Origin of the sequence: Glutamicibacter sp. NPDC087661 (assembly GCF_044743275.1) — a bacterium.
Taxonomy (GTDB): Bacteria; Actinomycetota; Actinomycetes; order Actinomycetales; family Micrococcaceae; genus Glutamicibacter.
This window is the reverse complement of the sequence record NZ_JBIUWE010000007.1, coordinates 12,710-38,352: the sequence shown is the minus strand read 5'-3', so window position 1 is coordinate 38,352 and position 25,643 is coordinate 12,710. Positions and strand designations below refer to the sequence as shown.

Below are 25,643 nucleotides of genomic sequence, written 5' to 3'. Positions count from 1 at the left end.
GCTAGCCTTAAGCTATGAATCAGATCGCACTGGACATTCGGGGTCTTGCCAAGCAATTCGGCGCCAAGATTGCCGTGAACAACGTCAGCCTGCAAGTTCCTGCGGGTTCCTTCTACGGTCTTGTCGGACCCAATGGTGCCGGCAAGACCACCATGCTTTCCATGGCCACTGGATTGCTGCGCCCGGATTCAGGCCAAGCGCTGGTCAACGGCGTGGATATCTGGGCTGATCCGCAAGCGGCCAAGGCCACCTTGGGAGTCCTGGCTGATGGCGTGCGCCAGTTTGACCGGCTGACCGGCCGCCAGCTGGTGACCTACTCGGGATTGCTGCGCGGCATGGAACGCGCAGAAGTTGCCCAGCGTACCGAAGACCTGCTGCGCGTGATGGATTTGCTCGATGACGGCGACAAGCTGGTGGTGGACTACTCGGCCGGCATGACCAAGAAGATTTCCTTGGCTACCGCGATGATCCACTCGCCAAAGCTGCTGGTTCTGGACGAGCCGTTCGAGGCGGTGGACCCGGTATCTGCGGCGAATATCCGCGACATCCTGAATAACTACGTTGAATTCGGCGGCACCGTCATCGTTTCCTCGCATGTGATGGACCTCGTCCAGCGCATGTGCACGCATGTCGCGGTCATTTCCGATGGCATGCTCAAGGCGCAGGGCACCGTGGATGAAGTCCGCGGCGGCATGAGCCTGGAAGATCGCTTCGTCGATCTGGTGGGCGGCCGCGCCAATAATGAGGGGCTGTCATGGTTGCGCACGTCCTAAGCCTGAAACTGCGCTTGCTCGCCAACGGCTTCAAGCGCTCCGTCGGCCAGCTCATCGGCGTCATTATCGGTGGCCTGTACGCACTGGCCATGATCACCATGCTGACCTTGGCCATGTGGTTTACCGCCGGCGATATTCCTTTCCAGAGCGAAATCTTCACCCTGATCGGCTCGGCCGTGGTGCTGGGCTGGGCCATCATCCCGCCGCTGCTGACCGGTGTTGACCTCACCCTGGAACCTTCACGCTTTGTCCACTTCGGGATTCCGGAAAAGACCTTGGGGCCAGCGCTGGTGCTGGCTGGCTTCATCTCGATTCCCGCGGTGCTGACCATTGCGGGCCTGCTCGGCGCCTCGCTGATGTGGCGCTTCGATGCGGGCGCGCTCATGCTGGCCCTGCTGGCAGCGGTGGCGACCGCGGTGATGGCGATTCTGCTTTGCCAGTATCTGGTGATCATGGCGACCGCACTGCGGGCCAAGCGCCGATTCCGTGAATTGACCTTCGTCCTGCTGTTCGTGGTGCTCATCGCCCTGGGGCCGATCGTGACCTCGGCATTGGCTGCCGCGCAGAGCATGAGCGACTGGATCCAGCCGATTGCCTCGGTCTTGGGCTACACCCCGTTGGGTGCCTTTGCCGCGATTCCCGGGGCTTTTGCCTCGGCGCACTACGGCCAGATGGCGATCCATCTGGCGCTGGGCTTGCTCTATCTTGGCGGACTCTACCTGCTGCTGGCTCGAGCTACCGCCAAAGCCACGGTGACCCCGCCGCCAGAGCAGCGCGCTGCCACGGCCAAGGGGCTGGGCTTCTTCAAGTTGATGCCGGCCACGCCAACGGGCGCAGTGGCTGCCCGCGCACTGACCTACTGGTTCAAGGATCCGCGCTATGCCATTGGCGTGCTCATTGTGCCGATGCTGCCGTTGCTCTTCTGGTTCACCGGCAACCAGACCGGCAGCTACGTGATGATGTTCCTGCTGGGCCCGTTGATCGGCATCTTGATGGGCTTCTCCATCTCGGCCGACATTTCCTATGACAACACCGCCTTTGCGCTGCACGCGCTGACCGGCATTTCCGGACGTGCTGATCGGGCAGGGCGAGTGCTGTCCTGTTTCCTGATTGCCATCGTTCCGGTCCTGGCGGCAGCCATTTTGCCGGGCCTCATCTCCGGTGCGCTGTGGCGCATCCCGGGAGACCTGGGCCTGTCACTGGCGGGGCTGCTCATCGCGTTGGGCGTCGCGTCGGTGTCCTCGGCCCGCTACACCTATTCGGTGCCGCTGCCGGGTGATAACCCGATGAAGACCCCTCCGGGTAATGGCATGCGCATTGCGCTGACCCAGCTGGGAATCATGCTTGCCATGGGCCTCCTGCTGATCCCGGTACTCATTCCGTACATCATCGGCTGGGTGAAGCAGTCGCAGTCCTTCGGCTTCATCACCTTGGGCGCGGGCCTGGCCGTGGGTATCGGGCTGATGCTCGGCGGCATTGCCCTCGGTGGCAAATGGTACGAAAAGCGCACTCCTGAGCTGATGCAGTCGGTCATTCTCAATAAGTAGGCGCAGCAGCCGAATTGCTGCCTTCGGCCGTCTAGCGGGACGCTGTTTTCCGCTAGGCGGCCGTTTGCCTGCCTTGGGTGCAAGGAGGTTCACAGGATATTGATCGGGTGGCGCCCAATTGGCGCAATATCGACTTCCAACGGCACCGCAACGCATCGCAAGAACATTGAAAAATGGTTGTTGACTTGCAGCGAGGAAGAAATCGATGGGTCGGCCTAGTGCAGCGCGGCAAAGTCAATGTGGACAAGCTCCCGTGCTTGCCACGCGGACAGCAGCGGCAATCCGTATTAGACTTGGAGGCATGGTGGAACAGTCTGAAGAAACCCGCGGTGGCACTGCCACGATTGAACGTACCGAGACAACCCAGAGTGTCGAGGCCGGAGATCATGAGCGTTTTGCTCACTACGTGCAGAAGGAAAAGATCATGGAGTCGGCAATGACCGGCGACCCAGTGATCGCTCTGTGCGGCAAGGTCTGGACGCCAGGCCGAGATCCGCAGAAGTTCCCGGTATGCCCCGAGTGCAAGGAAGTCTACGACTCCATGATGGGGTAGTGCTGCGAATGAACTAGCACTACTTCACACAATGCACGCGGCCGGGAAAAGGTAAATGACCGAGACACTCTTTGATTTTGGCGACAAGCTTCCACTAGAAGACAAGCTGCCGGTAGCGTATCCGGAACGTGCGGCTTGGGGAACTGGGCCGAAGCTGCGTGCCTGGCAGGCCGAGGCCTTGGCTCTGTACTTCGATACGGAGCCCAAGGACTTCATGGCAGTGGCGACCCCTGGCGCAGGTAAGACCACCTTCGCGCTGCGCCTGGCCAAAGTGCTGATCGACTCGGGCAAGATCAACCGCATGATCGTTGTCGCGCCCACCGACCACCTGAAAAAGCAGTGGGCGGATGCGGCGGCGCGTGTGGGCATCTCACTGGACCCGAACTACAAGAACTCCGACGGCCGGCACGGCTCGCACTACATGGGCGTGGTGGTGACCTATGCCCAGGTCTCGCTGAAGCCCGCGGTGCACCGCGCGAAAACCGAAGATGCCCGCACCCTGGTGATCATGGATGAGGTCCACCACGCAGGCGATGCGCTGTCCTGGGGCGATGGCATTCGTGAAGCATTCGAACCGGCCACCCGGCGGCTTGCCCTGACCGGTACCCCGTTCCGTTCCGATGCGGCCCCGATTCCTTTCGTGCAGTATGTGGACGAGGGCGATGGCATTCGCCGTTCCAAGGCGGACTACACCTACGGCTACGGCAGCGCCCTGGCCGACCACGTGGTCCGTCCGGTGCTGTTCATGGCCTATTCGGGCAATATGCGCTGGCGTACCTCCGGCGGCGAGGAGATGGAAGCAAACCTCGGCGAAGGCTTCACGAAGGATGTCACCGCCCACGCCTGGCGTACCGCGCTGGATCCGCACGGCGACTGGATCCCGTCGGTGCTGCAGGCCGCTGACCGGCGGCTCTCGGAGGTCCGCCGCACCGTGAAGGACGCCGGCGGCCTGATCATCGCCACGGACCACGAGGACGCGCGCGGCTACGCGGCCCAGCTCGAAGCGATCTGTGGCGAGAAGGTCACCACCATTCTTTCCGATGACCCCAAGGCATCGCAGAAGATCGACGATTTCTCCGAATCCGACGCGCGCTGGATGGTTGCGGTGCGCATGGTGTCCGAAGGCGTGGACGTTCCGCGTCTCTGCGTGGGCGTTTATGCGACGTCCACCTCCACTCCGTTGTTCTTCGCCCAGGCGGTCGGCCGCTTCGTGCGTAGCCGCAAGCGCGGCGAGGTGGCTTCGGTCTTCCTGCCCTCGGTGCCGATCCTGATGGCCTTGGCCAACGAGATGGAAGTCGAACGTGACCACGCCTTGGACCGTGAAGGTTCCAAGGACGAAGACGGGCTGGACGATTCGCTGCTGGAAGCGGCGAACAAGGAAGACAAGGCCAGCGACGAGCTGACGCGCAACAAGTTCGAGGCGCTGAACTCGCAGGCCTCCTTTGACCGCGTGCTCTTCGACGGCGGCGAATTCGGTACCGGCGCCGACATCGGCAGTGAAGAAGAACTCGGCTTCCTGGGGATCCCGGGCCTGCTGGATACCGAACAGGTTTCCGAGCTGCTGCGCAAGCAGCAGAACAAGCAGATTTCCAAGGGCGGCACCAAGCCCGAGCCGGTCTCGGACCACCGCCGCATGATGGAGCTGCGCACCAAGCTGTCGAAGAATGTCTCGGCATGGGCTGCCCGCACCGGCACCCCGCACGGGCAGATCCACAACAAGCTGCGCAGCGTCTGCGGCGGGCCTGCAGTGCCGCAGGCTACTGCTGACCAGCTGCAGGCGCGCATTGACAAGCTGCAGGACTGGTTCGTCGGGCGAAAATAGGCTCCACGAGAGAACGGCTTTGCCCCTGACCGGAAAATTCGGTCAGGAGCAAAGCCGTTTCTGCTTTCCGGGGGATCATCAACCCAGCGAAATCACCGTTACCCCGGCTGCCCTCAGTTCCTCGCGTATCGCCGGCAGATTCTCCGGCGAGACTGCTGCGGTCAGCGGAGAAATGATGGTCGTGGTGAATCCTGCTTCAGCTGCATCGAAGGCGGTCGCCTTTACGCAATGATCCGCGGCGAGGCCTACGACATCTACAGAGTCAATGCCTCTGGCCTTGAGCCATGGACCTAGCAGTTCTCCGCTTTCATCAGCCTGGTCAGCCGATGGATCCAGCACTCTGGCTTCGAAACCCGAATAGGCTGCGGTGAAGCGCCCCTTGGCGAAGTGCGCATCCAGGGGCACCTCGGCGAGCTGCGGATGCAGGGCGGCGCCAGATGTTCCGGCGACACAGTGCACCGGCCAGGAATCAATGAAGTCGGGGGTTTCCGAGAAATGATTCCCCGGCTCGATATGCCAATCCTGGGTGGTGACGATTGCCGAGTAGGCATCGCGGCGTTCGGCAATATCCGCGGCAATGGCCGTTGCGACGGCGTTGCCGCCGGTCACGGCCAGGGCTCCGCCTTCGCAGAAGTCGGGTTGGACATCAATGATCAACAGGGCTCTGCTCATCGCTGCCTCCTGGCTAGGGGAAGTGTAGAGATTGGAAAACTGCGGACCGCAGGATCCTTGAATCTGGATCCTACGTCCCGCAGCTGGGATTTTCGTGTGTTCGACTAGTCCTGGATCATGACGGTCGGGATGACCGGTTCGCCACGCTGCATCTTGCGTGCCACGCCTGGCAGTTCCTGGACCGATGCGAAGTGGCGCTCGGTGGCGAGCTTGACGCCAGCTGCACCCACGTACGCCTGATCGATCTCGCCATGGCGCACCAACGGGACCACCAGATCCCGCTCGGGGCCGCCGGTGGTGTACTCGGAAATGGAGACGATTTCAGCGACAGCGCGGTTGCGTTCATTGAGCTGGCGCACCGCGTACTTGCGCCCGCCCACGCTGGCCTTGTTCGCCGCGGCCTTGGCGACCGGAATCCATTGACCCGAATCATCTTGGCGGGCAACCAGCTTGTAAACCATCGACGCGGTCGGATGGCCGGAGCCGGTGACCAATGCCGTGCCGACGCCATAGGCGTCAACCGGGGCGCTGGCCAGGGCGGCGATCGCGTACTCGTCGAGGTCCGAGGTCACGGTGATCTTGGTGTTCCAGTTGCCCAGGTCATCAAGCAGCTCGCGAACCCAGCCTGCCTGCTGCACCAGGTCGCCCGAGTCCAGCCGGACTCCGCCCAGTTCCGGACCCGCAACTTCAACCGCGGTGCGTACGCCCTTCTCCACGTCGTAGGTATCCACCAGCAAGATGGTGTCCTTGCCCAGCGAGGCAACCTGCGCTTCGAAGGCGGCGCGCTCGGTGTCGTGAAGCAGGGTGAACGAGTGGGCCGAAGTGCCAACGGTCTTCAAGCCATAGCGGGCACCGGCTTCCAAATTGGACGTTGAAGTGAATCCGGCAATCATGGCGGCCCGCGCGGCAGCCACTGCTGATTCCTCATGGGTGCGGCGCGAGCCCATCTCGATACATGGGCGTTCGCCGGCCGAGGCGATCATTCGCGATGCCGCCGAAGCGATGGCCGAATCATGGTTCATGACCGAGAGCAGGAAAGTCTCGATAACGCAGGCTTCAGCGAAAGTCGACTCCACGGTCAGCAGCGGCGAATTCGGGAAGTACAACTCGCCCTCGGCGTAGCCGGAGATGCTGCCGGTGAAGCGGAAGTTCTCCAGGTACTTGATGGTTTCCGCGTTGACTACCTTGTTGTCGCTGAGGAAACGCAGCTGTTCGTCATCGAAGCGGAAGTTTGCCAACCCTTCGAGCACGCGACCAGTACCTGCGACCACGCCATAGCGCCGGCCCTCGGGCAAGCGGCGAGCGAATGCCTCGAAGACAGACGGGCGGTGAGCTGCACCGGATCCCAGCGCTGCTTGGAGCATGGTCAGCTCATAGTGGTCGGTGAAGAGACTGGTGCGCATGTGACGCTCCTGATGATCGGAAAAGGCCTTATAGGGTGCTGCTTGGGAAAGCAGACCGGTTTTACTGTATAACGGCTCACGCTCAAGGTGATATTTGCCGTGTCCGGTGTTGCGTTCAGCTTCCAAGCGTAAAATGGAAGCCATGACCGCAATGCCCGATGTACTTTCCGAATTTGAAACCCTGGTATCCCAAGACAAGCCCTGGCGCTTGGTCGTGTGGAATGATCCAGTGAACTTGATGAGCTACGTATCCTACGTGTTCCGTTCCTACTTTGGTTTCAGCGCGGAAAAAGCCGAGAAGCTCATGCTGCAGGTGCACCATGACGGCTTCTGCACGGTGCGCAGCGGCAGCCGCGAAGCTATCGAATCCGATGTGCAGGCAATGCACGGATTCGGCCTGAACGCAACGATGACCCAGGGAGCCTGAACGTGGCGAAGGCCTTCAAGAACGGTTCCAAGGGCATTACCGGAACACTGCACTCCGCAGAACGAAAACTGATCCGCGAACTCTTCGGCGATGTCACTGGAATGCTCGAGGAGCGTGCGCAGCTGCACCAGCTGCCCGAAGATGTTGATCCGCTTTACGCCCTGACCGGCATGCGGCCCGAGTCCATGGACCTGCCGCCGGTTTCCGATCCAGCGCTGGCCAGGCTGCTGCCGGATGCCAGCGATGACGCAGTGGCCGCCGCGGAGCATCGCCGGCTGACCGAAGCCGACCTGATCGCGCAAAAGGTTGGCCGCCTGCGCGAGGCCCAGATGCTGCTGGACACCGAAAAGCTGGTCTTGGACAAGGACACCGCGACGCGTTTTGCCCAAGCGCTGAACGACGTGCGCCTGGTGCTCGCAGAGCGCCTGGAAATCCGCAGTGAAGAGGATTCGGCCCGGGTCGCAGAGGTGCTCGATGCATCCGAGGTGAACACCCCGGACGAATACATGTCCTTGGTGTACAACCTGATTTCATGGGTCCTCGATACCCTGATGGCTGCACTGATGGATGCGGAGTTCTAATCCATGAATTCCTACTTTGCTACCGGGCAGGTCTCGGCCCCGGAGGCCGATACCCCCATCGGCATTTTCGACTCGGGCGTTGGCGGGCTGACCGTGGCCCGCGCGATCATTGACCAGCTGCCGGGCGAATCGCTGATCTACGTGGGGGATACCGCCAACTCTCCCTATGGCCCGCTGCCCATTGCCCAGGTTCGGGCCAATGCGCTGGGGGTGATGGATGAGCTGGTCGATGGTGGCGTGAAGCTGCTGGTGATTGCCTGCAATTCGGCCTCTGCCGCAGTGCTGCGCGATGCTCGCGAGCGCTATACCGCGCGCTATGGCATCCCGGTCGTCGAGGTCATCCAGCCGGCGGTGCGCCGTGCAGTAGCCGGCACGAAGAATGGCAAGATCGGCATCATCGGCACCCAGGCGACTGTTGGTTCACGCGCCTACGAGGACGCCTTTGCGGCCGCGCCGAACTTGCAGGTCTCCACCGTGGCCTGCCCGCGCTTCGTGGAGTTCGTGGAGTCCGGCATTACCGCCGGTGCCGAGCTGCTGGAGATCGCGCAGGAATACCTGGCGCCGCTGCAGGCCGCCGATGTAGACACCCTGGTTCTGGGATGCACGCACTATCCGTTGCTGACCGGCGTGATCTCCTATGTCATGGGGGATTCGGTCAGCTTGGTTTCGAGTGCGGAGGAAACGGCAAAGGACGTTTTCCGGGCGTTGACCCGCCATGCCCTGGTGCGCAACGACGGCGCCGCGGCGCGTCATGAGTTCCTAGCCACAGGCAACGCTGATAGCTTTGGTGTACTGGCTCGCCGATTCCTCGGACCCGAGGTGCTGCAGGTGCGCCACGTGGACCATGTAGCCGCCCACTATCCGACCGGAGCTATTTCGCGGATTACCCCGCAGATGATTGCCGCGTCGAAAGCGAGTAACGAATGAAGCTGACCATCATTGGATGCACCGGGTCATTCCCAGGGCCGGGATCGCCCGCTTCCTGCTACCTGGTGTCGGCCTTTGATGGCACGCGCGACTGGAAGATCCTGCTGGATCTGGGCTCCGGCGCGTTGGGCGTGCTTCAGCGTTACACCGATTTAAAAGACATTGACGGGATCATGATTTCCCATCTGCATCCCGATCACTGCATGGACCTTTGCGGTTTGCATGTGGCGATTCGCTGGGACCCGACGGGCTGGGGCCGGGACCGGATGCTGGTGCACGGTCCGGAAGATACTGCCGAACGCATTGAAACGGCCTACTCCCTGCCCGATGGCGACACCATGGCCAAGGACTACGACTTCCAGGTCTGGAAATCCTTGCAGCCGGTGAACATCGGTCCCTTCACCATCACTCCCTACCCGGTGCGCCACCCGATCAAGGAAGCCTATGCGCTGCGCGTGGAAGCGCATGAGCCGGGCCCCGATGGCGAGCTGCTGACCAGCGTGCTGACCTATTCCGGGGACACCGACAGCTGCGATGGCCTGGTTGAGGCAGCCCGCGGCGCTGACATGTTCCTGTGCGAAGCGGCCTTCGAAGAGGGCCGCGATGACCATATCGACGGCGTGCACCTGACGGGCAAGCGTGCTGGCGAAATGGCGACCGCGGCCGGTGCCGAGCGCATGCTGCTGACGCACATTCCGGTATGGACCGACATCAACAAGGTAGTCGAAGAAGCCAAGGAAACCTACGACGGCGGGATCGCTGTTGCCGTTTCCGGGGTGACTTACGGCGTGTACTCCGGCAGCCTGAAGGAAGACAAGGACCCGGCCCTGTTCAAGGGGGAGCGCGGTACCGACTACCTGAAGACCCGTACAGGCACCATGCCGACCATCAAGTACGAGAAGACCCGCAAGTTCCCCTTGCTCAAACGCAAGAAGTAGGCACGCGGAACCGGAGAAAAGCACTGGCGGACAGGAAGAAATATCCTCTGCGCCGGTGCTTTTCGCGTTCCCGGAAGCAGCCTAGCCGGCGCCGTGCTTGGCACCCCAGGGCTTGTCGTATTTGCTGGCCAGTCGGGTCAGGGCCAATGCGGCGACCAGCAGTCCCACGTCGCGCAGGGCGACATCGAGGAAGACGCCCATCGAGACCAGATTGACGATGATGCCCAGCAGCCACAGTGACAGCACATAGCTCGCGTAGCGCGGCTTGATGATCATCGATGCGGCGGCAACCAGTTCCACCACGCCAACGAAATGCATGGCGGTTTGCGCGGAGAACGGCATGACGTCAATGATCCACGGGGCCAGGTATTCCGGCCAGTAGGTCATGACGTTCGCGAACTTGTCCAGTCCCATCAGCAGGGGCAGGACGACAAATCCAATGCGCAGGATCCAGAATGCGCTCAACGACGGGTCGGTGTTGACTCGTGCAGCTGTTGTTGCCCGTATGTGCGAGACCGGATGCTTCTCGCTCCATGAGGCGCTCATGGCGATCACCCTCCAAAGGTTTGAACGTATACCCAGAATTCGCCTCTCGGGCCTATTTGTCAATATCCATTGTTGATAGAATTCTGGCATGTCGACAAAACTGAGCTTGCAACAAGATGCGGTCCTCAAATCGCTCAACGATCCGGTTCGGCGGCGACTGTTCGAATTCATTTCGCAAAGCCCGCAACCGGCAGGACGCGACGCGGCATCCAAGGCCGCAGGAATCAGCCGGACCCTGGCCGCCTACCATCTGGACCGGCTGGCAAGCGCAGGAATGCTGGCGGTGACTTTCGCGCGGCCGGAGGGCAAAAACGGTCCGGGGGCCGGGCGCACCGCGAAACTTTACGCGCTCGCCCAAGAGGAAGTCTCCGTGAGCTTGCCAGCGCGCAATTACCGCCTCTTGGGCAGCTTGCTGGCCAACGCGGCCAGTGCCGATGCCTCGGGGGCTGTGCTCCAGGCGCTGCGTCAGGCGGCACGAGGCGAGGGGCAGAATCTGGGGCAGGCCGGTGACGGGCTCGTGCCGCTGCTGGACGAGCTGGGCTATGCGCCTGAAGCAGACGAGCGAGGAGAGATCTCCATGGGGAACTGCCCCTTCCATCTGGTCGCGCAGCAGCAGACCGAACTGGTCTGCTCCATGAACTATGAACTGGTTTCAGGCGTCTTGGAGGGGTGCCAGTTGGATTGCAGCCGGGCCGAGCTGAGCCCGCGTCCCGGGCGATGCTGCGTTGTGGTGCATCCTCAGTAGCTGCCAAGGATGCGCCACGAGGTGCATTTCACCGTAACTCGCGGGTTCACCCGTACAGATCGCGCGGTGCGCGTGGTTAGGATGGAAGCATGACTTTACGCGCTGACGGCCGAGGAGCCGCGCAACTTCGAGACATTACCATCACCCGTGGCTGGTCCGCTCAGGCCGAAGGCTCGGCGCTGATCGAATTCGGCAACACCCGCGTGCTGTGCACCGCGTCCTTCACCGAGGGCGTGCCACGCTGGCTCAAGGGCGAAGGCACCGGCTGGGTCACCGCTGAATACGCGATGCTCCCACGTGCTACCAACACCCGCAACTCCCGCGAATCGGTCAGGGGTAAGCTCTCGGGCCGCACCCATGAGATTTCCCGCCTGATCGGCCGCTCGCTGCGTGCCGTCGTGGACACCAAGGCCCTGGGCGAAAACACCATCGTGCTGGACTGCGACGTCCTGCAGGCCGACGGCGGCACCCGCACTGCCGCCATCACCGGTGCCTACGTGGCACTGGCAGAAGCAATTTCCTGGGCCCGTTCGCAGGGCATCGTGAAGGCCAACGCCAAGGTGCTCACCGACTCGGTCGCCGCGATCTCGGTGGGCATCATCGATGGCACCCCGATGTTGGACCTGCCCTACGAGGAAGATGTTCGCGCCGAGACCGACATGAACGTCGTGGTCACCGGATCCGGCGACTTCGTCGAGGTCCAGGGCACCGCCGAAGCGGTTCCATTCAAGCGCGAGGAGCTGGATGCCCTGCTGGACCTGGCCCTTGGCGGAACCAACGAGCTGGCCGAGATCCAGCGTGAAACCCTGAGCAGCACCAAATGAGCAAGCCGGTACTGGTGCTTGCCTCGCGCAACCAGGGCAAGCTGCGCGAATTGCGCGAATTGCTGCGCGGGCAGGTGCCGGGCTTGGATGTTGACAGCCAGGTCATCGACGCCGCCACCGCTGGGGCTGCCGATCCGGTTGAAGACCAGGTCACCTTCCAGGGCAATGCGCTGAAAAAGGCCCGCGAGATCTCGGCATCCACCGGCCTGGTGGCGCTGGCCGATGATTCCGGCTTGAGCGTGGATGTGCTCGGGGGAGCGCCGGGAATCTTCTCGGCGCGATGGTCCGGGGTGCACGGCAATGACGAAGCGAATATCGATCTGCTGCTCGGCCAGCTCGGCGATATTGCAGCCGAGCACCGCGCAGCGCAGTTCGTCTGCGCCGCGGCACTGGCTACCCCAGAGGGTGCCGAGCACGTGGAACTGGGCAAGGTCGAAGGCGTGCTGCGCACCGAGCGTGCCGGCGAGCATGGTTTCGGCTATGATCCGATCTTCGAACCGGCCGGCGCCGGCAAGTCCATGGCCCAGCACACTCCGGAGGAGAAGAACGCGATCTCGCATCGGGCTCGCGCCTTCGCCGCGTTGCTGCCCAGCATCATCGACGAGGTCACCAAGGCCTTGGCCAAGTAGCCTCCAAATCCCGGATAGAACAAGAACGCCAGCAAATCCTGAAACGGATTTGCTGGCGTTCTTGCGCTAGTGCGGGAAGTTCTCGCCGAACCGTGCCAGGGCCAGATAGGGCCGCTCGTCGAACTCGGTCACCAGGTATTGGGTTTCGCATGCGCGGCACTGCCACTGTGCGGGAGGCCCCACAGGCATCATGCAGCCAGCGGTGACGTACTCGTCGTCATCGGGCATGAAGCTTGGCATTCCCCAGATGATCTTCAGCGGATTGCGTTCCCCGCATTCCGGGCAGGCAGGCTTCGCGAACTTCCGAAGCTGTTCCAGGGTTGGCTGGTGGGCCATGTCGTGGCAGCCACGGCAAAGCAGCACCACCTCATCGGCATGGTCCTGGATCTCCCAACGCAGGCCGTTGTGATGGCTCTGCGGCAGATGGACCTCGGGCCTGGCAGAAATATCCCGATCGCAGATTTCGCAAGCAAGCGGTTCATACGGTGAAGCCTTCTGGAGGATGGCCACAACGCCGAGCACCTCATTGGCCTTCGCAGGCTGCGAGGGAGTGCAAGGTCCGGCGGTGACGAATATCGGGCGGGGGCGTTCGAGAAGATCCCCGATGCTGCCCAGAAGCTTCTGGGCAAGGGAATCTGCCAAATACTGCGAGCGTCCTGGAAGTTCTGCGCCGATCATGGACTCGAGCTCAGCCACGGAGATCGGGTCGGTGAAGGTCGCCAAATTGGTGAAGGTGAGCCGCTCCGCCTCATCGGCTTCGGTGATTTCAAGGCTGGCAATCAACGCTGGAGTGCCCTCCAATGCCGTCAGGACGAGATCGTCTGCCCGCAGGGGGTCCTCCAAATTCCAGCGGAATGACTCGTTCTCCTGCCCCAGGGCCGCCGCGGAAGCCAGTGCATTTGCCTGGCGGCACCAATATACCGGCTGGCCCTTCGTGCCGGTGAGCAGTGCGCGATTCAATGCCGCTTGGTTCGGGCGGCGCAAGGGGTAGTCCAGGATATTGCGGCCGGGACGCTGCATGGTGCCAGCGCGCGAGTCCTGGATTCTGGCGATCAGCTCGCGCCGGGTAGCGCGGGCCATTTCTTCACCGGTGGATTCGGGGAAAAGCACCGTGTACAGCCCGAGCAGGATCTGGCGATCCAATGCTCCGAGAAGCGGATCCGGAGCCTCAAGGCGATTGAAAAGTTCTTGCATGGTCCCTCCCATAAAGGCCTGCAATCCGTGGATTGCGGTCATTGCCCAGCGTGCGATCACTATTTTCCTGGGCCAGATACTGCAAATTATTCGTAGCCATCGCCAGCCCTTCCCGGTTTCGGGTTGCGCCATGCGTTGTCTCGGTCTGCAGCTCCATTTCCGTGCTCACCACGGTGAACGCACCATCGCCGGTGCCCGTTCCAGGCAGCCCCGTCGACAGTTCCCAGCATAGATAGCGAGGGGGACAGTTTGGGGTACCGGATTTTCCGTGGATATTTTGCCGCCCCGCTATTGCACAGAACCGAACTAGGTTCTATGGTTAGTTACATGAGTAACTAACCCACTAACTAACCTAGTGGAAATGAGCACGGAGAGGAGCCAGCATGATTGATGATTCAAAACCGATCTTCTTGCAGATTGCTGAGCTGATTGAGAACGACATCATCTCTGGTGTTCTTGCAGAAGAAGCGCAAGTTCCATCAACCAATGAATTCGCAGCGTTCTACCGGATCAATCCGGCCACAGCAGCCAAGGGAATCAACCGGCTCGTGGAAGACGGACTGCTCTACAAGAAGCGGGGGATCGGCATGTTCGTCACCGAAGGTGCACCGCGGCGGCTGCGAGAACAGCGCCGCGAGAAATTCCAACAGCAATTCATCACCCCATTGACCGCAGAAGCCTCCAAGCTGGGCATTGGCCTGGATGAGCTGGTCGCCATGATCAAGACCGGTTCGGATTCTTGAAACATCTCTACTAGGCAGGGAGGAACGACATGCCACGAACGACAGCAATCGCCACACGCGAGCTGAGCAAGACCTACAAGGACGTGCGAGCGCTCGACAACGTCAGCCTGGAACTGGAACCCGACCGTATCTACGGGCTGCTTGGACGAAACGGGGCCGGCAAGACCACGCTCATGTCCATCCTGACCGGGCAGAACTATGCGGACCAAGGCACCGCCGAAATCTTCGGCCACGCCCCCTTCGAGCATGATCCGACGCTCTCGCGCATCTGCTTCATCCGCGAATCCCAGAAGTACCCCGATGACTTCAAGGTCCACCAGGCCTTCAAATCCGCAGCCCTGTTCTTCGAGAACTGGGATGAGGAACTGGCCAAGGATCTCGTCGAGGCGTTCGCACTGCCGACCAGGCGCAGGATCAAGAAGCTCTCCCGCGGGCAGCTGTCCGCGGTGGGCGTGATCATCGGCATGGCCTCGCGGGCGGACATCACGTTCTTCGACGAACCCTACCTCGGCCTGGACGCGGTAGCGCGGCAGATCTTCTATGACCGCCTCGTCGAAGACTTCGCGGAATATCCACGCACCATCGTGCTCTCCAGCCACCTGATCGATGAAGTCGCCAACCTGCTCGAACACGTCATCGTGATCGACAAGGGGCGAATCGTCATCGACTCGGATGCCGAAGAGCTGCGCGGCACAGCGGTAACGGTAACTGGCGAGGACGCCAAGGTCCAGGAATTCATCGGCTCCGCGCAGATAATCCATCGTGATGCACTCGGCGCCCTGGCCAGCGTCACCATCAAGGCCAAGCTGGATTCGGAGCAGCGCGAACAAGCGAAGCTCATGGGCCTGGACCTGAGTCCGGTGTCGCTGCAGCAACTGGTAGTCCGCAGCGCCTTGAGCAGCACCACCGAAACAGGGATCGACGAACGGACGGAGGCAAGAAAATGAACCGCATCATCAAAGTCGCCCGCATGCAACTGATCAACAAAGCCACTTTCATTGGAATCCCGCTGATAATCCTGGGTGGATCGTTCCTCTTCACACTGGCCATCTGGTGGCTGGTCCGGCGCAACGGCAGCGACGAAGGGCTGTACAGCGGTGGCGCCCAAGCGCCGATGTGGTACTTCTTGGCCCTGGGTATCCAGGCGCTGACGCTGACTTTCCCGTTCTCCATGGCCATGAGCATTTCGCGGCGTACCTTCTATCTGGGAACCGTGGCACTGTTCTCCGTCTGCGCACTGGTTCTGTCGGTGTTCTACTACCTGATTGGATTGCTGGAAGTCGCCACCGGTGGTTGGGGCATGGGCGGCCAGTTCTTCGCCCTGCAATGGATTGCGGATAACAACTGGCTGGTCCAGATCCTGTTCTACTTCGTGCTGATGGTGCTGCTGTTCATGGTCGGCTTCCTGATAGCGACCATCTACATGAGGTGGCGCACCACGGGCATGGTGGTTTTCTTCACCCTGCTGGGTGTGGTGGTGCTGGGAATCATCGCCCTGTTCACCTTCGGCAATTACTGGGACCAGTTCTGGAGCTGGGCCTTGACCTGGACCGCCGCGGGGATCACGCTGTGGGGCGGCCTGGTGGCCCTGCTGATGGCAGGAGGATCCTATCTCACCTTGCGCAAGGCAACCGCCTAGCCCGGGTCCGAAATGCAGGGCATATGGGCACCGGTTCCCTTTCCCTTGGGGGAAGGGAACCGGTGCCTGCTTTTGCAAGAAGGCGCCCAGCGGCCCGGGACCGCGATTTGCTATTCTTCAATGACTGCCGGTGAAGGCGCTGGAGCCGCCCGTGCCGCGGCGGCAGGGGAGCAACCCAGGAGAGAAATCATGAGCGCCTCGCCGACCGGAATTCGAACCGCAGACGGAGCGCTGGAATTGCGCCGCGAGTTCACCCAATCCCCGAGCAGGATCTGGCGCTATCTGGCAGACTCCCAGTGCTTGGCGCTCTGGTATGGCCCATGGCACGGGGACCCGGAGCGCGGCGCGGTGGACGTGGTGATGCTGCTCGAGGACGGTTCACCCACCGAACGAGTCGAAATCCTGCGTTGCGATCCGCGCATGCACCACCTGCAGGTGCAACTTGGAACAGGCCCCTCGGCCTGGCGGCTGGAGCTCGCGGTGCAGTCCTGCGGCGAGAGCAGTTCCCTGGTCTTCCGGATGCCGGGCCTAGACCCGCAGCTCGCCGGCTCCGTCGGGCCGGGCTGGGACTACTACCTGGACCGCCTGGCAGCCGTGGTGAACGGAGCCGATGCCGACAGCGTGGACTTCGAAGCCGATTACTATCCGGCGCTCAGCGAGCATTACGAGGAGCTGTTCGGGCGCTGAGTTCCCTGCGTGCAGGGTTCGACTCGCTCAATGCGGCCGGCTGATGATTGTGAGATGCCCTGCCTTGCGCCCAAGCCAGCCAGCCCGCCGATAACTTGATCGATACAGGTCAAAATCGGGTTGCAGTGAATTATTGGCCCGTTATCGCCCGGCGGTCACCGCGCGGTGCACGGTGCGCGAATGTCACGCATGCCGGTGCCAGCGATTAAGCGAGTAAGCTATTGGGCGTGGCATTGGACTTCACAGCAGTAGATTTTGAGACAGCAAACGGTTTTATCGGCTCCGCCTGTTCGGTGGGCCTGGTCAAGGTACGCTCCGGGCAAATCGTCGAAACCGAACAGTGGCTCATGCAGCCGCCGGCAGGCTTCGACCACTTCGACCCGCGCAACGTCTCGATCCACCACATCACCCCCGACATGGTGAGCGCCGCGCCACGGGTGACCGACAGGATTCCGGAACTGCTGGAATTCATCGGATCCGACGTGCTGGTGGCCCACAATTCTTCGTTCGATTCCGGAGTGATCCGCGCGGCGTGCGAAGCCGGCGAACTGCCGGTACCGGAAATTGCGCACCTGTGCACCGTCAAGCTCTCCCGCAAGGCCTACGATCTGCCCAGCTACTCGCTGCCGTTCGTTGCCGAAGAAGCCGGGCACCCTATCGAAAACCACCACGAGGCCCTGGCTGACGCTGTGGCCTGTGCCTGGGCAATGATCGATATCGCCGGGCGCAGCGGACAGCAGTCCGTATTGGAGACGGCAGACCACTATGGCGTCCGGCTGAGCCTGACCCAGCCGTGGCAGCCAGGCCACGAACTGTCCCGCGCCACCCGCGACGCCCAAGGCTGGCTGGCTGCAGGCAACCCGTTGCCGCCGCAGGATTCCTTCAACAACTGGCCGCAGGAAGGGCCGAACCCGAAGCCGAGCGACAACGCGGATCCCAGCCATCCGCTGTTCGGCCAGATCATGGTGTTCACCGGCAACCTGTCCATGCCGCGCCCCAAGGCCAAGGAACTGGCCGCCGAACACGGCGCGCAGACCGCCTCGCGGGTCACCCGCGCCACCACGGCGCTGGTCGTCGGAGACGGCTTCGTCCCGGAGGATCTGGCCAACGGGCGGCTGACCAACAAGGCCAAGCACGTACTCCGGCTGCGCGAAAAGGGCCAGCGGGTCAGCATCATCTCCGAAGGCGAGTTCATGCAGATGGTTGGCGGGTTCGGCCTGACCGCCTAGCAAACCGCAGAAGCCCGGCCGGCACAGATCGAATCTGTGCCGGCCGGGCTTCTGCCACTTGGTCCTGGGCGCGGTTCCTAGACCAGCAGCGCCATCCAGCGGTCATGCAGCTCGGAGATGATGTCATCCAGTGCGCTCGCGGGGCGCTCGCCGACGGCTTCGGTGCCGTAGATGGCAGCCAGCAGCGCTACAGCGTAGGCGTCGACCTCGGGATCTCGGCTGGCTTCTTCTTCGGCGGTTGCCGCCGGGGCGGCCTCGATGTCCGATTCCGCGTCTTGCTCGGCGGCATGCTCGCCGAAGTACGCCGCGTAGGCCTCTTCGGAGGACAGCGAGATGTTCTCGGCGATCCTGGTGGCCACCTCGCGCAGCGCATCGGCCGACGGGCCCTGCAGGCCAACGAGCAGCTCGGCCCATTCGCCGGTGGCGGCCTCGGAGCGTTCCATGGCCGAGCGGATGATCTTCGCCGCGGCAATGGCGGTCTTGGCCGCCTGGTCGTCGTGGGTCAGGAAGGCGGCCGAACGGGCCAGGGTCTCGGTGGTGCCCACAGGGACCCGAGCCAGCAGCGCGGCAATCGCGGCACGCGGCAGCACGCCGGTGGAGTCGGCGCCAGCGCCGGTGGGACGCCCCGGCTGTCCCATGTCGGGGCTGTCCAGGCCGGCGAGGTTCTGCGGATCGCCGTCCAGGATCTTCTCGAAGATCTCGACGTTGGCGAATTCCTTGTCGATCCAGCGGCCCAGCGGTTGCGGGGCGCGTTCCGGGAAGGAGCCGGCGATCTTGCTGTAGCCGCGCAGGGCCGCAAGCCACATGCAGGCCGCTTCGTCGCTGGCGACACCGTCGTTGGCCCATTCCAGCGCTTCCAGCAGGCCGTCGGCCAGGTAGAGCGGGAGGATTTCGGTGGCCCCGGGGTCAATTTCGTCACGGGCGTGGGTTGCGCCATCGGCTAGGCCGAGGAGGATCGCAAACACCTTGTCTGAGTAGTTCTCTGGCAGGAGTGCAGTTTCACCGGTTTCATTCACATCACCATTCTAATGTCCAAGTTGTCCGCGGCATTGCATAAGGTTGGACACATGCGATTGCTTCACACCTCGGACTGGCATTTGGGACGGACCTTCCACGGGGCCTCCCTGATCGAAGCGCAGCGCGCAGTGCTGCAGGAAATCATCGATATCACGATTAATCAGCAGGTTGATGCGGTGCTGATTTCCGGTGACATCTACGACCGCGCGCTGCCGCATGTGGATGCCGTCCAGTTGTGCAACTGGGTGCTGCGCGAGCTGCGCGCCACCGGGGCCGCCGTCGTGGTCACCAGCGGCAACCACGACTCGGCCTCCCGTCTGGGCTTCGGCGCAGAGCTCTTGGACAGCGCCGGGGTGCACATCATCGCCGACCTCCAGCGCATGCTGCTGCCGGTTATCCACGATGCCGGCGATCACCGGGTGGCCATCTACGGCATCCCGTACCTGGAACCGCGCATGGTGATGGAACGCCTGGGCGTGGAAAAGGCCAGCCACGAAGCGGTGGTCCGTGCGGCCATCGCGCAGATCGAAGAAGATCTTGCGCAACTGCGGGCAGGGGAAAAACCGGTAGTTTCCATCGCGATGGCCCACCTGTTCGCCGCCGGCGGCTACGGCAGCGACTCCGAACGCGAGCTGAGCACCGGCAACCTCGACGTGGTTCCGGCAGAGCTTTTCGAGCGCTTCGACTACTCGGCGCTGGGGCACCTGCATGGACGGCAGAAGGTCAAGGAGCACGTGCGCTATTCGGGCTCTCCGCTGGCATACTCCTTCTCCGAGGCAACGCAGCGCAAGGGCGTATGGCTGATCGACACCAACGCCCGGGGCATAGAGTCCGTGCAGGAAGTCCTGCTTCCGGTGCCGAAGAAATTGGCCATCCTCAAGGGCAAGCTCGCTGAGCTCCTGGCGGATCCGGAACTGGAATCCGCCGCCGATGCATGGTGCCAGGTCACGCTGACCGATAGCGAACGCCCCGCCGACGCGATGGCAACGATTCGAACCCGTTTCCCCGACACTGTGGTGCTGAATTTCGCCCCCGAACACGCCGGCGGGGATGCCAAGCCGGCGAGCTATGCCGAGCGCATGGCCAAGGCCGCCAGCACCGAACAAGTGGTGGGGGACTTCATGGAACATGTCCGCGAACGCGCGGCCGATGAACTGGAACGGGAAGTCATCGGCGCCGTCATCCAAGCCACCCGAGAGGCACAGGCCAGCCAGTGAGAATCCACAAACTCCAGATCCAGGCGTTCGGGCCCTTCGCAGGCACCGAAGAGATCGACTTCGATGAATTGGCCGAAGGCGGGCTGTTTCTGCTTGATGGCCCCACCGGTGCCGGCAAGTCCAGCATCCTGGATGCGATCTGCTACGCCCTGTACGGTGCGTTGCCCGGAAGCCGCGCCGGCAGCCGGCAGATCCGTTCGGACCATGCCCCGGCCGGTTTGGCTCCGGAAGTGGTCTGCGAGCTGACCATCGGCGACCGGCGCTTCGAGGTCACCCGTTCGCCGGCCTGGATGCGCCCGTCCAAGCGCGGCAAGAACAAGACCACCGAGCAGAAGGCCGCCAGCTTCCTGCGCGAGTTCACCGGTTCGGGCTGGAAGGAACTGTCCACCCGCAACGACGAGGTGGGCCACGTCCTGGGCAGCCTGCTGGGTCTGGACCGCGAGCAGTTCACCAAGGTAGTCATGCTGCCGCAGGGCGGCTTTGCGGACTTCCTGCGGGCCAAGGCCAAGGACCGCGAAGATCTCCTGGCGAATCTCTTCGATACCAGCGGCTATGCGCGGATCGAGGATGAATTCGCCGCTCGGCTGGCCGAAGAGCGCAAGAAAACCGAGAGCCTGGAAGCACGCCTGAGCGCCAGCGAAGAGGCCATCCATTCCGCTGCCCGGGCGTTCCTCGCTGGCCGCGAAGCCAGCGATGAGCCCGCCGAGGCCGACGGCGAAGCGAACGCCGACGCCGATGGCGCTGGACAGGCCGCGGCGGTGGACCTGAGCAGTGCCGAGCAGTTCGCCGGCTATCACCGCCGGATCGCGGCGGTTCACCGGGACTCGGCCCTAGAAGCGGCCAAACTGCGCACCGAGATGACCCGCACCCGCGAGCAGGCGCAGGCCCTGGAGGAACGCCGCCGGATCTTCGCGCGCCTGGCCGAGCTGCGCGGCATGCAGGCCGGCTATGCCCAGAACCATGAAGCGGCCGCAGCGGCTGCCGCGCGCTTGGACAGCGATGCCAAGGCAGGCGCGGTGCGTGCCTACCAGGCCCAGCTCCAGGAGGCATCCGTCGCCCAGGAGCAGGCCAAGGCAACCTGGCTGGACAGCAAGCTGTGGCTTGAAACCGAACAGGGGCTGGACCCCAGCGCCGACGCTGCCGGTCTGGAGCAGCTGCGCCTGCCGGCGCAGCAAGCGGCCGAAGAACTAGCGGTGGCCAAGGCGGGCCTGGACGATGAAAAGCGCCGCGGCGTCCTGGCCGGCCAGGCACGCAAGGCCGCCGAACTGGCCGCTGCGCAGGAAGAGACCCGTGCCCAGGCCGAAGCCGAAGTTGCCTTGCTCAAGGCCGAACGTGCTGCGCTGGAAGCCGCGGACCTCGACCAGGTAGCCGCCGGCGGCAAGGTCCAGCAGGCCAAGGAACACGTGAAGGGGCTGGAGACCAGGATCCAGCATGCCACCGAGCGCGACACCCTGGAGAAGCAGGCGCTGTCCGCACGGGAGAAGTCCAGCGCACAAGAGCTGGAGATTGTAGGCGTAGCCAATACCTTGCTTGACCTGCGTACCGAGCAGCTGGCCCAGAGCGCTTTGCGATTGGCTGCCGCGCTGGAAGACGGGCAACCGTGCCTGGTCTGCGGTGCGCAAGAGCATCCCGCCCCGGCCCGGGCGGATGCCGATGCGCCGCTGATCGACGATGAGCAGATCCAAGCGCTGGAAGCCGCGGTGGCTGCGGCAAGAGCTGCCGGGCAACGGGCCGCGCAGGCGCGCGACACCCTGGTGGCCAAGTTCCAGGCCGCGCAGGAAGCCGCTGGCGATGCCCCGGTCGCGGACCTGCGGGCGGAGCTTGCCACGGCGCAGGCCGGACTGGAACGGGAGCAGAAGCAGCAAGGAGAAATCGCTGCCCGCGTGGCAAAGCTGGATGCGGTGCGCCAGCGTACCGAGCAGCAGAACGCGCGCGCATCCCGGGCGGTACTCGAGCACGCCACCGCGAAGCAGCGGGCGCAGTCCCTGCAAACCCAGCTGGCAGAACTCGATGCCAAGCTGGAGCAGCTGCGTCAAGGCCGGGAGAACCTGGCCGAACTTGTGGCGCAGCTGTCCGCCACGTCCCAGGGCTTGGCCAGCGCGGTGCGGCACCTGCGCCGTTTCCTTGAGGCCGGCGAGGCGCTGGAGAAGGCCGAGGCCACCTGGAATAGCCAGCGCACGGCCGCCGGTTTCGAGAATCCGGCTGCCTTCGAGGCCGCCTTGCTGGACAGCGCCGAACGCGAGCGCCTGAGCCAGCTGCAGCGTGCCGATGCCGATCTGGCCAGTGCCATTGCCACGCTTGAAGCGTCGCAGGACTGCCGCAAGGCCCAGGAATTATCCGCGCAGGGCCTTGAAGGGCCAAGCGAAGAAGGGATTGCCGAAGCGAAGCTGCTCTCTTCCCTTGTCGAAGAACGCTTCGAAGCGGCGCGGGAACAAGAAGTGCTGGCGCAGACCCAGCTCGCTCGCCACGAGCAAGCAGCCACTGATCTTGAACGCCAGCGGACCGAGGCAGGCCCGGTCATCGAAGACTACCGCCGGCTGCGCGGATTGGCTGAAGTGATTCGTGGCGGGGGAGAGAACCTCTACAAGATGACGCTGAGCACCTATGTGCTCGCTGCCCGGCTGGAGGAAGTGGCCATCGCCGCAACGCAGCGCCTGGGCATGATGTCCGGCGGCCGCTACTCGCTGCACCATGATGATTCCAAGCAGGGCAATTCGAAGTCCGGGTTGGGGCTGCAGGTGCTCGATTCGTGGACCGGGAAGCGCCGGGAGACCCAGACGCTCTCCGGAGGCGAGACCTTCATGGCCTCGCTGGCCCTGGCACTGGGCCTGGCGGATGTCATTTCGCACCATTCCGGGGCAGTGGACATGCAGACGCTCTTCGTCGATGAAGGCTTCGGTTCGCTGGATGCCGAGACGCTGGAAGAAGTCATGCAGGCGCTGGAAAACTTGCGTGCCGGGGGCCGCACCATCGGCTTGGTCTCCCACGTGGCGGAAATGAAGCAGCGCATCACCAATCGGATTTCGGTCAGCAAGACCCAGCACGGTTCCACCATTGAACGCGATGGCACTGTGATCTTGGCTGGATAGATTGGACTTGCCCCAGGGCAGTAGCTATCTTGAAGGTAGTGCCATCAGGCATGCCTGGGAAATTTTGTGCGTCGGGGGGTGTGGGACGACGCACGCTTCGTCATGGAGTTTTGTTGACTCAGTCTACTTTGTCGAAGGAAAACAGTGAGGAATCCGAGAAGATGTCCGGATACTCCGCGTTAGTTCCTTTGGTGGGAGCACCCTTCCTGCCGCTTACTTTCCTTGCACGCCTCCCGCTGGCGATGCTCACCATCGGGTCCATGACCCTGGTAACTGCTACCACCGGCTCATATGCCATGGGCGGCTTGGCCGCGGCCATGGTTGGCCTGGGGTCCGCCATTGGCGGTCCGAGCATCGGCTATCTGGCTGACCGGGTGGGCCAGCGCCCGGTATTGACCACTGTCGCGGTCATCCACACCATCCTGCTGGTTGCCCTGACGCTGTTTGCCGATTCGGGACCGGACATGTCCGCGGCCTTGCTCTCGATCATGTGCCTGGCCGCCGGTGCTACCGGCCCGCAGGTCGGCCCGATGTCCCGCGTCCGCTGGATTGCAATCACCCGCCAGCAGAAGAAGAACCACAAGGTCCTTTCGGCGGCACTGAGCCTGGAGTCCATGTTCGATGAACTGGGCTTCGTCTTCGGCCCGGTTGCCGTGGGCCTGCTGGCCTCCCTGGTGGATCCGGTGCTGCCGCTCTACCTTGCCGCCCTGCTGACCCTGGTGCTGGTGCCGGTGTTCGCCTCGCACCGTACCGGCAATGCGGTGAAGCCGGCGAGAACCGCCGAGCACACTCCCAAGGTCTCGATCAGCGGCGCGCAGGTTGCCGCGATCGGTGCCCTGGTCCTGGGCATGATGGCGCTGGGCACGGTCTTCGGTTCCTCGGCGGCCGGTACCCTGGCCTTTGCCGGGGCGCAGGGCGATTCCAACTCCGGCGGCCTGCTCTATGGCGCCATGGGCTTCTCCAGCGCGATTGCCGCGATCTCCGTGGCCGCTTGGCCGCAGGCCTTCAAGCAGATCAACCGCTGGATCCTGTGCGGCGCAGCACTGACCGTGCTCAGCTTCGGCCTGCACGTGGCCGGCAATGTCCCGCTGATGCTGGTTGCCCTGTTCATCGCAGGATTTGCGGTAGGGCCGGTGATCGTCACGGTCATGACCCTGGGCGGCGAAGTCGCTCCGCCGCAGCGCCTGTCCACCGTGATGACCATGCTCTCTGCCGGCATTGTTGTGGGAACCGCGATCGGAAACGGCTTGGCCGGCGTCTTCGCCGAGACCCTGGGCTACCTCGGCGCCTTCTGGGTCTCCACCGGTGGCGCACTGGTGATCTTCCTGGCCGCTGTGGCGATGAAGATCGTTGTCGCGAAGTCCCCGACGCTGGCCCGCGTCCGCTAGGGCAAGAACTCTGCGCATCTTGCGGCCGGCCAGCAAAGCTGGATAAGAAGCATCCCGTTGCACCTCGCCCAGCAGGCGAAGGGCAACGGGATGCTTCTTTCCCCGCCGGGAATTGCTAGTGCGCGAGCTTTTCGCTGATGCGCGCCGCTGCGTGCTTGAGTTCCTCGATCATGCGCTCGTACCCGCCGACCGTGCTGGCGGCGAAGACGACGGCCAAGGCCGCCGGGGTTTGCCCGGAATGCTGGATCGGAACGGCAATGGACGTCACGCCCTGGATGACTTCATTCTCGCTGGTGGCATAGCCGTCAATCCGGGCCGCGACGGCAGCTTCGCGGTACTCGATGCCCGTGTCCAGGGCATCCCACTCGGCCTTGGCATAGCGCGACTGGATCGCGATGCCGGCTGCTCCCACATCCATGCCGTGCACCGAGCCCGGGCGATGGACGATCGCGCGCTGGGAGTTCAACGGGGAGACCGACTGCAAGGTGGTGCACAGGTCGTGTTCCCAGACGGCTACGAAAGCAGTCATCGACAGCTCGTTGGCCAGCGCGGTGAGTTCCGGGGTGGCGGCCGCCTGCAGGTCGCGCTGGACCGAGCGGGCGAGCACGGCCAAGCCGGAAGCGGAACGGATGTGCCCGGCCTCGTCGCGGTTGAGCAGGTGATGCTGCTCCAGGGTGCGGATGATGCGGTAGGCAATGGAGCGGTGGACTTCCAGTTTCGCGGCGATTTCCGCGATGGAAAGGTTGACCGGGGAATTGGCGACGATTTCAAGGACGCGGATTCCACGCGAAAGCGTCTGGGAGGTAGGCATTGCTCTTCAATCTGGCGTGCGGCGCTGCTGGAACGTCGTCGAGGGCCTTCGTAGTGAATCTGGGGACCAAGCGGTCGGTGATCCATATCCGATTTTAGTCGTTCTCTATTAGAACACCGAATTCCCAGCCCGTTGCGGGAGAGGGTGCCTGGCTGGAGCTGGTCACGATTTGGATAGATCTTGTGATCTGCTTCACTGTGGGCATATGATGGTGTGCGACATAAACCGTCCGAACGGTCGGT

General features: G+C 63.1%; 24 protein-coding genes and 1 pseudogene. 19 read left to right on the top strand and 6 right to left on the bottom strand.

Annotated elements, in window-relative coordinates; translation table 11 throughout:
* Positions 1-14 precede the first annotated feature (14 nt).
* The 4 genes from ACIOTN_RS16595 (at position 15) to ACIOTN_RS16580 (ending at position 4,695) form a co-directional block, all read left to right on the top strand.
* A complete protein-coding gene (locus ACIOTN_RS16595; protein WP_105658422.1) occupies positions 15-773 on the top strand; it encodes an ABC transporter ATP-binding protein in 759 nt (252 codons plus the stop codon).
* Positions 755-2,320: a transporter gene (locus tag ACIOTN_RS16590; RefSeq protein WP_402735744.1), complete on the top strand. Its 1,566-nt coding sequence runs from the start codon at positions 755-757 to the stop codon at positions 2,318-2,320. The genes ACIOTN_RS16595 and ACIOTN_RS16590 overlap by 19 nt, the downstream gene beginning before the upstream one ends.
* A 301-nt stretch (positions 2,321-2,621) precedes the next feature.
* Positions 2,622-2,873: a DUF3039 domain-containing protein gene (locus ACIOTN_RS16585; protein ID WP_105658424.1), complete on the top strand. Its 252-nt coding sequence runs from the start codon at positions 2,622-2,624 to the stop codon at positions 2,871-2,873.
* Positions 2,874-2,928: 55 nt separating this feature from the next.
* Positions 2,929-4,695 carry a DEAD/DEAH box helicase gene (locus tag ACIOTN_RS16580; RefSeq protein WP_105658425.1) on the top strand — a complete coding sequence of 589 codons (1,767 nt, stop codon included), beginning with the start codon at positions 2,929-2,931 and terminating at the stop codon, positions 4,693-4,695.
* Positions 4,696-4,773: 78 nt separating this feature from the next.
* Here ACIOTN_RS16580 and ACIOTN_RS16575 read toward each other — a convergent pair whose 3' ends face one another.
* Both ACIOTN_RS16575 and ACIOTN_RS16570 read right to left on the bottom strand, forming a co-directional pair.
* The gene (locus ACIOTN_RS16575; protein ID WP_105658426.1) at positions 4,774-5,367 is read right to left on the bottom strand and encodes an isochorismatase family protein; all 594 of its coding nucleotides are present in this window, start codon (positions 5,365-5,367) and stop codon (positions 4,774-4,776) included.
* 104 nt (positions 5,368-5,471) lie between these two features.
* Entirely contained in the window at positions 5,472-6,770 is a 1,299-nt protein-coding gene (locus ACIOTN_RS16570; RefSeq protein ID WP_105658427.1) for a nicotinate phosphoribosyltransferase, read from the bottom strand.
* Between the two features lie 142 nt (positions 6,771-6,912).
* On the opposite strand from ACIOTN_RS16570, the gene clpS reads away from it, so the two are divergent.
* The 4 genes and pseudogenes from clpS to ACIOTN_RS16550 all read left to right on the top strand — a co-directional run.
* Positions 6,913-7,197 (top strand): ATP-dependent Clp protease adapter ClpS, encoded by a 285-nt coding sequence (gene clpS / locus ACIOTN_RS16565; RefSeq protein WP_105658428.1) that lies wholly within the window; start codon positions 6,913-6,915, stop codon positions 7,195-7,197.
* A gap of 2 nt (positions 7,198-7,199) precedes the next feature.
* A complete protein-coding gene (locus ACIOTN_RS16560; protein WP_105658429.1) occupies positions 7,200-7,778 on the top strand; it encodes a DUF2017 domain-containing protein in 579 nt (192 codons plus the stop codon).
* Positions 7,779-7,781: 3 nt separating this feature from the next.
* On the top strand, positions 7,782-8,705 hold the full coding sequence (gene murI, locus ACIOTN_RS16555) for a glutamate racemase (RefSeq protein ID WP_105658430.1): 924 nt from the start codon (positions 7,782-7,784) through the stop codon (positions 8,703-8,705).
* A pseudogene (locus ACIOTN_RS16550) lies at positions 8,702-9,496 on the top strand (MBL fold metallo-hydrolase); the annotation flags it as partial. The gene murI and the pseudogene ACIOTN_RS16550, both read left to right, overlap by 4 nt.
* Before the next feature lie 228 nt (positions 9,497-9,724).
* Here the strand turns inward: ACIOTN_RS16550 and ACIOTN_RS16545 are convergent.
* Entirely contained in the window at positions 9,725-10,189 is a 465-nt protein-coding gene (locus ACIOTN_RS16545) for a hypothetical protein (RefSeq protein WP_286134318.1), read from the bottom strand.
* Between the two features lie 88 nt (positions 10,190-10,277).
* Here ACIOTN_RS16545 and ACIOTN_RS16540 point away from each other — a divergent pair, with 88 nt between their 5' ends.
* The 3 genes from ACIOTN_RS16540 to rdgB all read left to right on the top strand — a co-directional run bounded on the left by ACIOTN_RS16540 (position 10,278) and on the right by rdgB (position 12,387).
* A complete protein-coding gene (locus tag ACIOTN_RS16540; RefSeq protein ID WP_105658432.1) occupies positions 10,278-10,934 on the top strand; it encodes a metalloregulator ArsR/SmtB family transcription factor in 657 nt (218 codons plus the stop codon).
* Between the two features lie 89 nt (positions 10,935-11,023).
* Entirely contained in the window at positions 11,024-11,758 is a 735-nt protein-coding gene (gene rph / locus ACIOTN_RS16535; protein ID WP_105658433.1) for a ribonuclease PH, read from the top strand.
* Positions 11,755-12,387 carry an RdgB/HAM1 family non-canonical purine NTP pyrophosphatase gene (rdgB, locus tag ACIOTN_RS16530; RefSeq protein WP_105658434.1) on the top strand — a complete coding sequence of 211 codons (633 nt, stop codon included), beginning with the start codon at positions 11,755-11,757 and terminating at the stop codon, positions 12,385-12,387. Before rph ends, rdgB begins: the two co-directional genes overlap by 4 nt.
* Before the next feature lie 66 nt (positions 12,388-12,453).
* Here the strand turns inward: rdgB and ACIOTN_RS16525 are convergent, their stop codons facing one another.
* Positions 12,454-13,581, bottom strand: coding sequence for an HNH endonuclease (locus ACIOTN_RS16525; RefSeq protein WP_146112317.1), 1,128 nt, complete (start codon positions 13,579-13,581; stop codon positions 12,454-12,456).
* A 383-nt stretch (positions 13,582-13,964) separates the two neighbouring features.
* Between ACIOTN_RS16525 and ACIOTN_RS16520 the strand changes: the two genes are divergently transcribed.
* From ACIOTN_RS16520 to ACIOTN_RS16500, 5 genes are all read left to right on the top strand, one after another.
* Complete coding sequence (locus tag ACIOTN_RS16520; RefSeq protein ID WP_181148913.1) at positions 13,965-14,324, top strand: GntR family transcriptional regulator; 360 nt, start codon at positions 13,965-13,967, stop codon at positions 14,322-14,324.
* Positions 14,325-14,353: 29 nt separating this feature from the next.
* Positions 14,354-15,271: an ABC transporter ATP-binding protein gene (locus ACIOTN_RS16515; RefSeq protein ID WP_105658436.1), complete on the top strand. Its 918-nt coding sequence runs from the start codon at positions 14,354-14,356 to the stop codon at positions 15,269-15,271.
* Positions 15,268-15,963: a hypothetical protein gene (locus ACIOTN_RS16510; protein WP_105658437.1), complete on the top strand. Its 696-nt coding sequence runs from the start codon at positions 15,268-15,270 to the stop codon at positions 15,961-15,963. The genes ACIOTN_RS16515 and ACIOTN_RS16510 overlap by 4 nt, the downstream gene beginning before the upstream one ends.
* Positions 15,964-16,152: 189 nt before the next feature.
* A complete protein-coding gene (locus ACIOTN_RS16505) occupies positions 16,153-16,650 on the top strand; it encodes a polyketide cyclase (protein ID WP_402735743.1) in 498 nt (165 codons plus the stop codon).
* Positions 16,651-16,877: 227 nt separating this feature from the next.
* Positions 16,878-17,879, top strand: coding sequence for an exonuclease domain-containing protein (locus ACIOTN_RS16500; RefSeq protein WP_105658459.1), 1,002 nt, complete (start codon positions 16,878-16,880; stop codon positions 17,877-17,879).
* A 77-nt stretch (positions 17,880-17,956) separates the two neighbouring features.
* On the opposite strand, the gene ACIOTN_RS16495 is transcribed toward ACIOTN_RS16500, so the two are convergent.
* Positions 17,957-18,895 carry a hypothetical protein gene (locus ACIOTN_RS16495; RefSeq protein ID WP_402735742.1) on the bottom strand — a complete coding sequence of 313 codons (939 nt, stop codon included), beginning with the start codon at positions 18,893-18,895 and terminating at the stop codon, positions 17,957-17,959.
* 51 nt (positions 18,896-18,946) lie between these two features.
* Here ACIOTN_RS16495 and ACIOTN_RS16490 point away from each other — a divergent pair, with 51 nt between their 5' ends.
* From ACIOTN_RS16490 to ACIOTN_RS16480, 3 genes are all read left to right on the top strand, one after another.
* Positions 18,947-20,113, top strand: a complete 1,167-nt coding sequence (locus tag ACIOTN_RS16490; protein WP_332498733.1) for an exonuclease SbcCD subunit D — start codon at positions 18,947-18,949, stop codon at positions 20,111-20,113.
* A complete protein-coding gene (locus ACIOTN_RS16485) occupies positions 20,110-23,202 on the top strand; it encodes an AAA family ATPase (protein WP_402735741.1) in 3,093 nt (1,030 codons plus the stop codon). Before ACIOTN_RS16490 ends, ACIOTN_RS16485 begins: the two co-directional genes overlap by 4 nt.
* A gap of 113 nt (positions 23,203-23,315) precedes the next feature.
* Positions 23,316-24,590 carry an MFS transporter gene (locus ACIOTN_RS16480; protein WP_402735740.1) on the top strand — a complete coding sequence of 425 codons (1,275 nt, stop codon included), beginning with the start codon at positions 23,316-23,318 and terminating at the stop codon, positions 24,588-24,590.
* 115 nt (positions 24,591-24,705) lie between these two features.
* Here ACIOTN_RS16480 and ACIOTN_RS16475 read toward each other — a convergent pair whose 3' ends face one another.
* Positions 24,706-25,401, bottom strand: a complete 696-nt coding sequence (locus ACIOTN_RS16475) for an IclR family transcriptional regulator (RefSeq protein ID WP_105658443.1) — start codon at positions 25,399-25,401, stop codon at positions 24,706-24,708.
* Between the last annotated feature and the right edge of the window lie 242 nt (positions 25,402-25,643).